13 protein-coding genes are annotated in these 12,821 nt (G+C 39.1%); 5 read left to right on the plus strand and 8 right to left on the minus strand.

Features of this window, described 5'->3' with window-relative positions; genetic code table 11:
- Positions 1-80: 80 nt before the first annotated feature.
- The 5 genes from HNP38_RS01100 to HNP38_RS01120 all read left to right on the plus strand — a co-directional run bounded on the left by HNP38_RS01100 (position 81) and on the right by HNP38_RS01120 (position 5,034).
- A complete protein-coding gene (locus tag HNP38_RS01100) occupies positions 81-647 on the plus strand; it encodes a YceI family protein (RefSeq protein ID WP_184183118.1) in 567 nt (188 codons plus the stop codon).
- Between the two features lie 78 nt (positions 648-725).
- The gene (locus HNP38_RS01105; RefSeq protein WP_184183120.1) at positions 726-1,352 is read left to right on the plus strand and encodes a YceI family protein; all 627 of its coding nucleotides are present in this window, start codon (positions 726-728) and stop codon (positions 1,350-1,352) included.
- 70 nt (positions 1,353-1,422) lie between these two features.
- On the plus strand, positions 1,423-2,064 hold the full coding sequence (locus tag HNP38_RS01110; protein WP_184183123.1) for an alpha/beta hydrolase: 642 nt from the start codon (positions 1,423-1,425) through the stop codon (positions 2,062-2,064).
- A 107-nt stretch (positions 2,065-2,171) separates the two neighbouring features.
- The gene (locus HNP38_RS01115; protein WP_184183126.1) at positions 2,172-3,518 is read left to right on the plus strand and encodes an ammonium transporter; all 1,347 of its coding nucleotides are present in this window, start codon (positions 2,172-2,174) and stop codon (positions 3,516-3,518) included.
- A gap of 97 nt (positions 3,519-3,615) precedes the next feature.
- Positions 3,616-5,034: an L-serine ammonia-lyase gene (locus HNP38_RS01120; protein WP_184183129.1), complete on the plus strand. Its 1,419-nt coding sequence runs from the start codon at positions 3,616-3,618 to the stop codon at positions 5,032-5,034.
- On the opposite strand, the gene HNP38_RS01125 is transcribed toward HNP38_RS01120, so the two are convergent.
- The 8 genes from HNP38_RS01125 to tsaE form a co-directional block, all read right to left on the minus strand.
- Positions 5,006-5,656, minus strand: a complete 651-nt coding sequence (locus HNP38_RS01125) for a hypothetical protein (RefSeq protein WP_184183132.1) — start codon at positions 5,654-5,656, stop codon at positions 5,006-5,008. The genes HNP38_RS01120 and HNP38_RS01125 overlap by 29 nt on opposite strands.
- 157 nt (positions 5,657-5,813) lie before the next feature.
- Complete coding sequence (locus HNP38_RS01130) at positions 5,814-6,659, minus strand: prephenate dehydrogenase (protein WP_184183136.1); 846 nt, start codon at positions 6,657-6,659, stop codon at positions 5,814-5,816.
- Positions 6,660-6,822: 163 nt separating this feature from the next.
- Positions 6,823-9,102: a cation:proton antiporter gene (locus HNP38_RS01135; protein ID WP_184183138.1), complete on the minus strand. Its 2,280-nt coding sequence runs from the start codon at positions 9,100-9,102 to the stop codon at positions 6,823-6,825.
- 120 nt (positions 9,103-9,222) lie between these two features.
- The gene (locus HNP38_RS01140; protein ID WP_184183142.1) at positions 9,223-9,933 is read right to left on the minus strand and encodes a LytR/AlgR family response regulator transcription factor; all 711 of its coding nucleotides are present in this window, start codon (positions 9,931-9,933) and stop codon (positions 9,223-9,225) included.
- Positions 9,911-10,681: a sensor histidine kinase gene (locus HNP38_RS01145; RefSeq protein WP_184183145.1), complete on the minus strand. Its 771-nt coding sequence runs from the start codon at positions 10,679-10,681 to the stop codon at positions 9,911-9,913. The genes HNP38_RS01140 and HNP38_RS01145 overlap by 23 nt, the downstream gene beginning before the upstream one ends.
- Positions 10,682-10,687: 6 nt before the next feature.
- Complete coding sequence (locus HNP38_RS01150) at positions 10,688-11,059, minus strand: hypothetical protein (RefSeq protein WP_184183148.1); 372 nt, start codon at positions 11,057-11,059, stop codon at positions 10,688-10,690.
- Positions 11,060-12,253: an alanine dehydrogenase gene (locus tag HNP38_RS01155; protein ID WP_184183151.1), complete on the minus strand. Its 1,194-nt coding sequence runs from the start codon at positions 12,251-12,253 to the stop codon at positions 11,060-11,062.
- Positions 12,254-12,322: 69 nt separating this feature from the next.
- Entirely contained in the window at positions 12,323-12,730 is a 408-nt protein-coding gene (tsaE, locus tag HNP38_RS01160) for a tRNA (adenosine(37)-N6)-threonylcarbamoyltransferase complex ATPase subunit type 1 TsaE (protein ID WP_184183154.1), read from the minus strand.
- Between the last annotated feature and the right edge of the window lie 91 nt (positions 12,731-12,821).

Consider the following 12,821-nt stretch of genomic DNA (forward strand, 5'->3'; position numbering starts at 1 on the left):
TTATTGATGTACATCAATATGATCTATCAGATAAGATGGCTACATTTGCGTCATAAATAACAAGTAAATAACTTATTCAAATGAAAAAAATATTTTTACTGGCAGTTTTAGCTGGTGGTTTAGCATTCGGACAATCGAAAAAAGTAGTGGCATCTGATGTTCACTGGTGGGGATATAAAGTAGCTAAATCTGAAGCTAGCTCTCATGACGGAACCGTAAAAGTGAAGTCTGGAAATATGGTGATGAAAGGAAATCAGCTGGTAGGCGGGACTTTTGTATTGGATATGACTTCCATTAACGCAACAGATCTTTCCGGAGAGTATCAGGGAAAATTGAACGGGCACCTTAAAAACGGGGATTTCTTTGAAGTTGAAAAATTCCCTACGGCAACATTCAAGATTACTTCAGTAAAGAAAAATAATGATAAGATCTATAACAGCCTTGTAACCGGAGACCTTACCGTTAAAGGAAAAACAAGCTCTATTTCTTTCCCTGCCAAGATCAATTACAGCAAAGGAACAGTAAGTTTAGTATCCGATAAATTTTCTTTCGACAGACAGAAATTTGATGTTACCTACAAGTCCAGCATGCAGGATGTATTTATAAAAGATGACATTGATATGCTTGTAAAAGTAACAGCTAAATAATTTAAACAAAAAAAGATTAGTAAAAGTGTAGAAGTTCTACACTTTTTTTTATTTTTGTTGAATTGTAAATAAAAAAGAATGAAAAGATTACTATTGTTTGCGATGATGTGTGCCGGCATATCATTTGTTTTTGCTCAAAAGAAATTTGATAAGGTTTCAAAAGTGACCTCGTCCGAGATCAGATGGTGGGGGTACAAGGTTGTAAAAACTCAGGCGTCATCACATTCCGGAACTGTAAAACTGAAAAGCGGAAAATTCAACTTTGATAAAACGGTTTTAATAGACGGAGAATTTGTAATAGATATGAGAAGCCTGATGGCAGGTGATGTTTCCGATGAAGATCAGGTAAAACTGACGAATGATCTTAAAAGCACCAATTTCTTTGAAGTAAAGAAGTTCCCCATAGCTAAGTTTCATTTAACCAAAATCATCCCTCTTGCCAATAGTGAGTATAATTCTACAGTATATGGTGATGTAACGATAAAAGGTGTGAGGAAAACAATTTCTTTCCCTGCCAATGTTTACGTTACCCAGTTTACCGTAGTGATAGAGTCTGCCAAGTTTTCACTGAACAGAAGAGACTTTAAGGTATTCTACCAGTCTTCACTGAAAGATTATTTCATTAAAAACGAAATGGATATCCAGTTCAGGGTTTCCACTGAAAAGCTGGATAACGAGAACAGGGTTCCTGCAAAGAAAAAATAAGCATAGCCGCTTAATCAATAAATCAGAATGGACATTTTTTTAGGATGTCCATTTTTTTTATTTTAGTGGGATGAAGATTTATATTGTAAGCGGACTCGGGGCAGACTTTAAGGTATTGGAAAGATTGCAGTTCCCGGATCATTATGAGATTGTATTTTTAGACTGGCTTATTCCGGAGCAGAACGAGCCGTTTTATACTTACGTGGAAAGGATGGCAGGTAAAATAAACGGATCGGAGCCATTCTGCCTTCTGGGGTATTCTTTCGGAGGGATAATGGTGCAGGAGATCAATAAAATAAAGCCTGCTCAGAAAGTTGTGATCCTGGGAAGCATAAAATCCGACAAAGAGAAATCCAGGCTGATCAGGGCGGGAGAGATTACGCGGATTCCCAAAATGCTGCCTGTTGGTTTTTTTAACGAAAGGACAACCAATATATATTCTGTAGTAAGGAAATTCTTTGATCCTAAAAATCCGAAATTGCTGCAGTATTTCAGGGTAAGAGATCCTTATTACCTGAAATGGTCCATAGAAAAGATCTCCGAATGGAAATTTGAAGAAAATCCGGATGTAGTTCAGATATTAGCAGACAGGGACATTGTTTTTCCCATAAAAAACTCAAAACCCGATCATGTGATCAAAGGGGGTACCCATTTATTTCCTGCTACAAAATATAACGAAGTATCTAAAATATTAAAGGGTGTATTTGAATAATTGATATATTTTTATAAATTTAATATTAAATTTATAGGGGTTATTGTTTAAATTTTATGTTTTTACAAAATTTATATTTACTTTTGAAGGGGTAAAGCATAAATAGTATGACATTAGGATTAAAATGGATCATTTCATTTGTGATCATTGCTCTCATAGCAACAGGCGGATTATTCTGGAGCCCTGCAGCCGATATACCGGATACAGCAGAGTTTTTAAGTGAAGATAGAATCATTGCTGCCGATGTAGCATGGATCTTGGCTGCAGCAGGCTTGGTCCTGCTAATGACTCCGGGGCTCTCATTCTTCTATGGCGGAATGGTAGGTAAAAAGAATGTGATCTCTACCATGCTCCAAAGCTTCATCGCATTGGGCGTAATTTCTATTTTGTGGGTAGTGGTAGGCTTTTCCCTGTCTTTTGGGGATTCTTTAGGTTTTACCTTCAATGGAGAACATTATGGGATTATCGGAAACCCGTTAAGCTATCCTTTCTTTAATCATGTGGGTGCTTTGCCTCATAAAACAATGGCTTCTACGATCCCTTTTGTGCTTTTTGCCCTGTTTCAGATGAAATTTGCTGTAATTACCCCTGCTTTGATTACGGGTTCTTTTGCAGAAAGGGTACGTTTCATTTCCTATCTTTTATTCATGGTGCTTTTCAGTATATTCATCTATACGCCGCTTTGCCATATGGTCTGGCATCCGGAAGGGCTTTTGAACAAGTTTTTCGGGGTAAAAGACTTTGCGGGAGGAACGGTTGTACATATGAGTGCCGGATTTGCCGCTCTGGCGGGAGCGTTGGTGCTTGGAAACAGGAAAAATCCGCATCATGAACCTTCTAATATCCCGTATGTATTATTGGGAACAGGGATGCTTTGGTTCGGATGGTTCGGGTTCAATGCAGGGTCTGCTCTCAGTGCCAATGCTACAGCAGCAATGGCCTTCGGGACGACAACTATTGCCTCGGCCTCCGCTATGATGACCTGGATATTCTTTGACAGGATAAACCGTAGGAAAGTATCGGCTTTGGGAGCCTGTATAGGAGCTGTGGTAGGTTTGGTTGCTATAACTCCCGGATGCGGTTTTGTTTCTATCCCTGAAAGTCTTTTTATCGGATTTATTTCGGCTATTGTTTCCAATCTGATGCTTAACTGGAAAGCGTTAAAGAAAATAGATGACACGCTGGATGTATTTGCCTGTCATGGAGTAGGCGGGATCATGGGAATGATCTTAACAGCGATTTTTGCCCATGGAGAGAATGCAAGCCTCCTTCACGGCGGTATTGAAGTATTTGCCCATCATATGATGGCCCTTGTGCTGGTGTCTGCTTTCGCATTTTTCGGATCGTTGCTATTGTATAAGGTGACCAATTCCATTATAACCTTGCGGGTATCCGGGGAATCTGAAAATATGGGACTGGATCTCTCACAGCATGAAGAAAGCCTGAAATGGTAATTTTTACCATTTTTAAATAAGCCTGAATGAGTGCCGAAACAAATTTCATAAAGATTTATCATGTATCTTTGTTTTGAAGAAACAGGATGAATAGTTTATGGAGTCTATATCAGTTTTTGAAATCATTAAAGTAGGAATAGGCCCGTCCAGTTCACATACCATGGGCCCCTGGAATGCAGCTACGTCATTTATTAACCTTCTCAAAAGGGAAAGATCGGTTGCCGAAGTAAAAGAAGTTTTTCTGGAGTTTTTCGGATCCCTTGCCAAAACAGGGATCGGACACGGAACCGATATTGCCGGAATGCTCGGACTGAACGGCGAAAATTTCAAAACCATAGATACCTCAAAAATAGATGAAAAGGTAGAAAAGATCAAGACTGATCAGATCCTTAGTTTAGGAGGAGAAAAAGAGATTCCTTTTGTTTACGGGTATCACCTTATTCTTAATATGCAGAAGTCTTTGGAGTTTCATCCTAACGGAATGATCTTCAGGGCAGTATTTGAGGACGGAACGGAGCTTGTACAGGATTATTATTCTGTTGGTGGCGGTTTCATAGCAACACAGGAAAAAAATTCCATACAGAAAGACTGTGTCCGTACACTATATCCCTGTCATCATGGCTCGGATGTTATAAAATACTGTGAAAAATTTGGGTTCAAAAAGTTCTCGGATCTCATCTTTGTGAATGAAGAAAGCTGGCGGCCTCAGGAGGAGACCAGAAAAGAAGCTTTATACATCTGGCAGCAGATCAAGGAATGTGTTTATAAAGGAGTGAATAAAGAAGGCATCCTTCCCGGAGGGCTTAATGTGTCCCGCAGAGCTGCCGGGATCAACAGAAAGCTTTTAGGAGACAAGATCTATAAAAATATCGATGAGTGGTTCCAGTTGGTGGTAGATGCGGAAGAAAACTTCACAAATATCAATAAATGGATCGCCTGTTTTGCTTTGGCAGTAAATGAGGAAAATGCCAGCTTCGGCAGGATCATCACGGCACCTACCAATGGTGCAAGCGGTGTAATTCCAGCGGTTCTGATGTATGCACAGGCCTTTACTCCTTTCACAAGTGAAGATGATATTGCAAGGTTTTTGCTGGTGGCAGGAGAGATCGGAACCCTGTTCAAAAAGAATGCGACTATTTCCGCAGCCATGGGAGGCTGTCAGGCTGAGATAGGTGTTTCGTCAGCAATGGCAGCAGCAGGTTTAACCGAGATCCTGGGCGGAAATGTGGGGCAGGTATTAATGGCTGCCGAAATCGCTATGGAGCATCATTTAGGCTTAACCTGTGATCCGATTAAAGGTTTGGTGCAGATCCCATGTATTGAAAGAAATACGATGGGAGCTATAAAAGCCATCACTGCAGCCAATATTGCCCTTGAAAGCGATCCGGATAAAGCCAGGGTAAGTCTTGATGAGGTAATTCAAACCATGTGGGAAACCGCACAATCTATGAGCGACCGGTTCAAAGAGACTTCCGAAGGCGGGCTGGCTATTGCGGTGAATGTGCCTGAATGTTAAGCGGTTTTTCGTTTTTCAATTTATTTATATAATGAAACCCCTTTATTCTTTCGTCAAATGCTATGAATAGAAACTTAGAATTAGGTTTTAAATGTGCATAGTTATCAATGGCTCGGTCAAAGTATTGGTCCAACTCAAAAATGTCATTGTCTTTTTTGATTATGAAAATCATTAGTCGCAAGTCAGCATTGGCAACCAATAGTTTTTGAAAGTCATATTTTATGCCACTATAAGGCACTATATTGTCACCTTTGCGTTTCGGGTTCCATTCACACTCAACAACCAAAGGCAAACTTGTTGGTATATAAGGCTCGTCCGCCTCTGTATACCAATGTAGATCATAAAGCCATTCAGTATTTTTATACTTACCACCATTACTTTGTCGTAAATGATTTGAAAGTCCATGTGAGTAAACTTTATAAGATGGTTTTCCATTAAGTTTTTTGTCACCAAGCTCGGTAAGCGTATCCTTAATTAAAGTTGTCCTCTGTGGTCGTTTTGTGGTATCGAAACTAAAGAAAGTAGTTAGAGCTTGTCCAAGTGCTTTTATTATATATTTTGAGGTCAAGTCATTCAATTTAACCAAAGGGTTTTCTGTTGTATATGTCGTCCAAGTTATCATTTTATCTTTTCATTTTTGTTGAGCAGCCATCAATAGAATTACCACTAATACCCAAATATATATTTTGTGCTTATATGTTACCTACTCAATGATTTGTGCTAATCTTATATATAAATATTATTTAATGTTTGTTTTTTATATTGATCCAATTTTATTATTACTTATCCAGTATTCCTCTTATTTTATTGGCATTTTTAATCAATTCCTCTAGATATTCATAATTCTCTTTTTCCAGTGCAGATTTGAACTTTCTGAGCTGGGAAATATGCTCATTCAAAACATCCAGCACATTTTCCTTATTCTGCCTGAAAATAGGGACCCACATTTCGGGATGGGACTTGGCTAGACGTACGGTACTTGAAAAACCTGAGCTCGCAAGCTGGAAAATAGTCTCTTCTTCACGTTCTTTTTCCAAAACGGTATTGGCCAGAGCATATGAAGTGATATGGGAAATATGGGAGATATAAGCGGTGTGGAGGTCATGGTCTCCGGCGTTCATATAGATCAGGTGCATATCAAGGCTTTCAACGATCTTTTCAACAAGATGTAAGGCATCTTCTGCAGATTCTTCCTTATTGCAGATCACGCCTGCTTTCCCTGAAAAACTGTCTGCAATGGCAGATTTCGGACCATTATTTTCCGTTCCCCACATCGGGTGGAAGGCCACAAATCTTGACCGCTTTGGATGATCTTTTATAGCCTCTACTATTCCTGCTTTGGTGGATCCGGCATCCATTACCGTTTGATTTTCTGAGATCAGATCCAATACATCCGGAAGGATTCTTCCTGCCCCGTCTACAGGAATGGCCACAATTACCAGATCTGAATTTTTTATCCCGTATTCAAGATCTACTTTGGCATCGATGATCTTTAAATCCAGTGCTTCATTAAGATGCTTATCACTTTTATCAATCCCGTAAATAAATTCTGCAACGCCTTTTTCTTTCAGCTTTAAAGCTATCGAACCGCCGATCAGTCCTACTCCTATGATACTAATTTTCATTTCTTTCAGTTTTAAAATAAAAAACCCCGTCTAGGACGAGGTTTTAAGCTATATACATAAGAATCCTTATCCCGGTTTTGAGTTAAAAATTCTGTAATAATATGTTTCGTTATTTGCAATCACTAAGCGAAGGTATAAAATATTTTTCAATTGCAAAATACCTTTACGGATTAGAGATGATCAATGTTGACGGAATATCTGATAGCCAAAGGCTTTTTGTGTCGATCAGGTTTCTCCAGCTTTTACTGCTGATCAGCATCAGGTCCTGAGAATTCAGGAATTCTTTCTCTATCTTTTTTTCGTTATACAGGGTAATATGATTGGGAGCTACCTGTTCGATGCTTCTGATCAGCTCTTTTACTTCAATATTGTTCCGGATCTGGCCTGCAACATCCAGGATGATGATCTGGGAATTATTGTTATTGATCAGCCTTTTTGCATATTCAAGCAGGTAAAAATCGCTCAGGTTAAAAATAGGAACAAATACCCTGTCTGCGGTTTGGAAGTCCTTTTCAACCAAAACACCCACGGGAATATGTGTTTTGTCTAATATCTGCAGCGTAAAATCGTCGAAAGGAGAGTTGTTAAAAATATAGCTTTTGCCTTTTACGGTATTGAGAAGCTTTTCGGGATTGATGATCTTGGTGGTAAAACCCAATAGTCTGCCCAGTAAACTCCCTTCATACATTGATTTTCCCAGCATGATCAGAAGCAGATCGTAGTTTCCTTTATTGGAGATGTGGGTCAGGTCATTTTCAATATCCGTAGAGGCCTTGAAAAGGGTGGTTACTTCCAGTTTAAGATCATGGGAGGTTTCTATAACATTTTTAAACTGCTGATTCTCGTATTCATCAATTTCATAAGCATGCATTTCATCCACAGGTGCAATGTTCATGGCGGTGATGCTTTTATTTCCGTTCATTTTATTGGTGAAATCATGGGCTAGCTTTAACAGGGTACTTCCCGCTTCCGGATTATCAAAAGACAATAGGACACGATACTTGGCATCATTTCCATCATGGGTTTCTACATTATCTTTTTTAGATTTAAATATAAAGTTGATAAAATCCAGGGCAGGGCCTGTCATAAATGTAGTGAATAATGCCATAATAACCATCATGGCAAAGATCTCAGGGCTTAAAACCCCCAGATCATACCCGATGTTCAGGACGATGAGTTCCATTAAGCCCCTGGTATTCATTAAAGCTCCGATGGTCAGGCTTTCTTTCCAGTTGATGCCGAGGAATCTTGCAGTTAATGCACTTCCCACAAATTTTCCTATCACTGCTGTAAGGATGATGAATCCTGCCGTCATCCACAGATGCCCGTCATTTAACAGGCCTATTTGAGTACGAAGTCCTGTAAAAACAAAGAATAGCGGAAGCAAAAGAACCAATGCCACATCTTCCACTTTATCAATAAAAAGGGTACGGAATTTTGCATTTTCCGGCATGATGGCTCCCGCCATAAAAGCCCCGAACAAAGCATGGATGCCGATTACTTCAGTAGCATATGATGATAGGATGAGGGTCAGGAAGAATATGGCAACCATAGGTTTATTGATCGTGTTTTTTCCTGCCTGCAGATCCCCGATCCTTTTTAGGAAAGGTTTTACGATTTTGATCATCAGGAACACATAGGCAATAGCCATGATAATGACATAGATGGAGCTGGCAAAGGACCCCGCTTTTACAATCGCTATTACGGCAGCCAGAATGCACCATGCCGTGATATCATCAGCTGCAGCACAGGTAATGACAATGGTTCCCAGCTTGGTCTTCTGAAGATTTCTCTCCTGAACGATCCTGGCCAGTACGGGAAAGGCTGTAATACTCATGGCTATGGCAATGAATAAAGCGAATGAAGTAAACTGAACCCCATCCGGAGCGAATTCCTGATAAATAAAATAAGAAAGGCCTATTCCTAAGGCAAAAGGAATAATGATACTGGCATGGCTGATTACAATAGCATCCTGGGCTTTTTTTCGTAAAATGCTCAGATCAAGCTCCATTCCTACGATATACATGAACAGGATAAGGCCTATCTGGCTCAGGAACTGTAAATTCCCTAATGATTCTTTAGGAAAGAGAAAAGCGGAAAATTCAGGGAAATACATTCCCACAAGGGAAGGCCCCAGAACAATGCCGGCAACCATTTCCCCGATTACGGTAGGCTGTTTTATCTTCATGCAGATCCAGCCGAATAATCTCGCAACCAAAATGATGGTGACGATCTGTGCCAGCAGCAATGCAAGGGGATGATGAAGATTCGTCTTGAAAGACTCAACAAAATTTTCCCATGTAGAACCCGTGCTGGTCTTTACGACCATATTTTCTTTTACTTCCAGTGTCTGTCCCTCCATGATGAAAAAGTACATCAGGCAGGAAAACACGATGATGGTAGTAACATAAAAAATAAAGTTCTTGTACTTTCCCCAATTCATAATTCCGAGATTTAAATGCAAATTTGGTGAGAAAATTTGTATGATAAATGATATTCTTACCAAAATGTAACAAATGTTCTGAAAAATGTAATAAAAAGATGATTTGTGAGGGGTAAGGTCTTATTTCCCGAACATTTCCAGGAGTGAGTTTTTGTAGGTTTCCCCGACCTGCAGTTTTAAGAAGTTCTCCGTATCTGAAGAGATGGTCGTAATAATTTCGTTGGTAGAGAAAGCCTTAATGGATGATAAAGCAATGATCTCTTTCTTATTGACCTGTGCAAAATCTTTGGACGGAAGCATTTCCAGAAGGGTTTTAAAGCTAAGGTTTTTTAAAACAATAGCCGTTCCGTCACTGAGGATGATCTCTTTGTCCCTGCTGTCGATCTCGGAGGTTTTGATATAAACGATCTGTTCGGTAAATATAAGGGTCTTTCCAATATTGGTATTCCATTCAATGGTATTCTTTCTCCGAATATTGGCCACTAATTCCGCCGCTTTTTCAAATGCCTGCATCAGCCTTTCCTTTTTGAGGGGTTTTCTGACGTAATCCACAACGTTCAGGTCGTAGGCTTCAGCTGCATATTCTTTGTAAGCTGTGGTAAATATGATCTTTTTTGAATCAGGGATCAGTTCAGCAACCTGGAGACCGGTCATTCCCGGCATTTCAATATCCAAAATACAGACATTGAAATCGAGGGTATCAATTTCATTTAAAAATGCCTTGGGATCATTAAATGCTTTTACCACTTCCACATGATCGATCTGTTCACACAACAGCTTCAAATAGCTTATCGCCAATAATTCGTCATCAAGAATAACGCATTTTATCATAGAATTCTCCTAAGTTGATTTTTAATTCTGCCGTGAAGATACCGTTTTTTGAATTCTTGGTCAGCTCATAATGACTGTTATAGATCATTTTCAGTCTCTGGTCCAGTGACTGGCTTCCAAAACCGCTTTTTTCTTTTTCAAGTACGTTCTTCAAAGATGCTTTGTTGCTTACTTTCATGGTAAAAACCCTGTCTTCGAATTCTATCTGGATCGAAATAAAAGAGTCTTGTGCCAGGAAATCGGTATGTTTGAAAGCATTTTCAATAAGATCTACGGAAATTAAAGGCGCAAAAACTTTTTCTTCATATATCGCATCAGATTTATCGATCCTGGATTTGATCCTGAAATCGAAAAGCGGATTTATTTTGATCTTGTTGATCTCAATAAGGCTTAAGGCGAAATTCAGTTCTTCTTTGGGGCTTACGAATTTATTGTTGCTTTCGTATAAGATATAATCCAGTACATTCGCCAGTTTATCCAGTGACATATAGGTCTGGTAGGCATGGGACTGCACAGAATTGAGAATGTTTTTAAACAAATGGGGATTAAGCTTTGTTCCAATGTGTTCTAACTGAACCTCATTCAATTGTTGTTCAATTAATTTATAGTTTTCTATAAGCTTTTCATTTTTTTGCCGGAGCTTTTTATTTTGAGCGAATAAATAAATGCCAACAGTAAGAAAAAAGAAAACGGCAAAAACTCCAATGAAAATCAGATGATCTTGAATCATGTAGTATTTGCCTTCCATAATGATTTATTTGATCTTTTTCAGGCTGTTCAGGGTCACATGTTCCTCACATTTTTCAAAAATGATCTCGTAAACTGGGTTTTCTTTGGGATACGTCAGTAAATAGTCGGGACATGGTTTTTTTTGGGCATGGCTTCTGTCAAAATCTATTTTTCCGTTGGTAATGATACTGTCTTTCAGAAATTTTTCATCGATCTTATAGGTATTCATTCCGGTTTTGAAATTTTCGGAGTATTTGAAATCCTTAGAAAGGGTTTCCGCGATCACCCGGCTGTTAGGTAAATAGCCGCTGCAGCTTACTCCTTTTTTGTTCAGGATAAAAAATACGATGATAAGCCCCGGAACAAGACCAATTAAATAGAACTTCAGTTTTTTCATTTAGAAAATTAAAAGATTGATATCATGATAGGTAAGCCCGAAACGGTCGCAGATTATTTTTTTAGTATGCCTTCCTTTATACATGTATAAGCTTTGCTTCATTTCGTTTTTACGGAGGAGCATGTTTTCAAATCCGCCTTCTTCATCATAATTCAGGATATAAGAAAGGAAGAAGTTGGAAATGGCTTTTGTAGTGGTTCTCGGCATTTTGGAAGTAAGGTTCGGAAGTCCGCAATGGATCACCCCGTGCTTGATGATGTACGGATTTTCCATCGTGGTAAGCTCGGAAGTCTCAATTACTTTGCCATTATCTATAGTAATATCAATAATTACGCTGCCTTTTTTCATGTTTACTACCATTTCTTCGGTAACGATAGGCGTCATATTCAATCTTGGAAGAGCTCCGATCACAACGTCTGCACGTCTCAATGCTTTGCTTAGCTCTTTAGGATCTATAATGGATGTAGGAACCCGGCTGTCTACCAGAGTATGAAGCCTTCTCAGCTTTGAAAGTGAATTATCAAAAACTCTTACGCTGGCTCCCAATCCTATGGCTGCCTTGGTGGCAAATTCTCCTACGATCCCGGCGCCCAGAATCACCACTTCGGTAGGCCTTACACCTGTAATTCCGCCTAACATTAAACCATTAGAAAGAGCCAATAATTCCGAAGCATATAAAATGGAGACTGTTCCGGCAATTTCGCCTATCAGCCGTACCAATGCAAGCTGTTTATATTCATCAACGATAAATTCAAAGGCTATGGCATTGATTTTTTTCTCGGCCAGCTTTAAAAAATATTCTTTATCCCTTAGGTTGATCTGCAATGCTGAAACCAGGTAGGTATTCGGTTTCATATATTCAATTTCCTCTTCCGTAGGCGGGTTTACTTTAAGGATCAGATCCTGGCCGAAAGCTTCTTTCGGATCATTCGTGATTCTTGCTCCTGATTCGGAGTACTGTATATCTGTAAAAAATGAACCTTGCCCTGCTCCTGATTCAATGATGATTTCATGACCATGATCTGCCAGTACCTGTACTGCATCCGGTGTGATGCATGTTCTTCTTTCGTGCAGACAGGTTTCTTTAGGAATTCCAATGCTGAATTGCTTTCCTTTTTTTATAACCTCCAGTTTTTCCTCTTTCGGCATCAGCTCTTCTTCTGTGAAAGGAGTAAAAATATTTGTAGTACTCATTCTTACTTAAATTATATCTTACAGGTAATTATTTTACGATCAAATTCATCAGGCAAAGATACATAATATTTACCCGAATGTGACCTCTCTTGCTTCGCCGGTATTGATGATGTTCATTGTGTGATAGTTAAGCCCGTAAAGTTCTTCTTCATATACTTCCGGCCATTCTATAATGCAGAGGAAAGCGTTGTCCAGATATTCCTCGATCCCGATATCGTAGGCTTCCTCTATATTTTTCAGGCGGTAAAGGTCAAAGTGATACACTTTTCCTTTCGGAGTAGTGTATTCATTCAAAATGGAGTAGGTGGGTGAGCTTACTTCATCCGTACTTCCCATATTTTTAAGTAGGATCTGAGTAAAAGTTGTTTTCCCGGCGCCCAGATTTCCTTTTAATAAGAGAATATGATGTTTTAAGTGAGGAATAACCTGATCGACAACTTTTTGCCAGTCATCCATACTTTTTATATTAAATTGCATAAAGGTGGTTTACTGCAAAAATAGTTATTTTTTAGCTTCTAACTTCTGGTCTCTAACTTCTGACATCTCCAAAATTTACTTATTTTTACAC

Origin of the sequence: Chryseobacterium defluvii (genome assembly GCF_014204415.1) — a bacterium.
In the GTDB taxonomy this organism is placed as follows: domain Bacteria; phylum Bacteroidota; class Bacteroidia; order Flavobacteriales; family Weeksellaceae; genus Chryseobacterium; species Chryseobacterium defluvii_A.

Coding starts and splice junctions, on each gene's coding strand:
- HNP38_RS01100 (WP_184183118.1), top strand. CDS start 81: ATGAAAAAAATATTTTTACTGGCAGTTTTAGCTGGTGGTTTAGCATTC.
- HNP38_RS01105 (WP_184183120.1), top strand. CDS start 726: ATGAAAAGATTACTATTGTTTGCGATGATGTGTGCCGGCATATCATTT.
- HNP38_RS01110 (WP_184183123.1), top strand. CDS start 1,423: ATGAAGATTTATATTGTAAGCGGACTCGGGGCAGACTTTAAGGTATTG.
- HNP38_RS01115 (WP_184183126.1), top strand. CDS start 2,172: ATGACATTAGGATTAAAATGGATCATTTCATTTGTGATCATTGCTCTC.
- HNP38_RS01120 (WP_184183129.1), top strand. CDS start 3,616: ATGGAGTCTATATCAGTTTTTGAAATCATTAAAGTAGGAATAGGCCCG.
- HNP38_RS01125 (WP_184183132.1), bottom strand. CDS start 5,656: ATGATAACTTGGACGACATATACAACAGAAAACCCTTTGGTTAAATTG.
- HNP38_RS01130 (WP_184183136.1), bottom strand. CDS start 6,659: ATGAAAATTAGTATCATAGGAGTAGGACTGATCGGCGGTTCGATAGCT.
- HNP38_RS01135 (WP_184183138.1), bottom strand. CDS start 9,102: ATGAATTGGGGAAAGTACAAGAACTTTATTTTTTATGTTACTACCATC.
- HNP38_RS01140 (WP_184183142.1), bottom strand. CDS start 9,933: ATGATAAAATGCGTTATTCTTGATGACGAATTATTGGCGATAAGCTAT.
- HNP38_RS01145 (WP_184183145.1), bottom strand. CDS start 10,681: ATGGAAGGCAAATACTACATGATTCAAGATCATCTGATTTTCATTGGA.
- HNP38_RS01150 (WP_184183148.1), bottom strand. CDS start 11,059: ATGAAAAAACTGAAGTTCTATTTAATTGGTCTTGTTCCGGGGCTTATC.
- HNP38_RS01155 (WP_184183151.1), bottom strand. CDS start 12,253: ATGAGTACTACAAATATTTTTACTCCTTTCACAGAAGAAGAGCTGATG.
- tsaE (WP_184183154.1), bottom strand. CDS start 12,730: ATGCAATTTAATATAAAAAGTATGGATGACTGGCAAAAAGTTGTCGAT.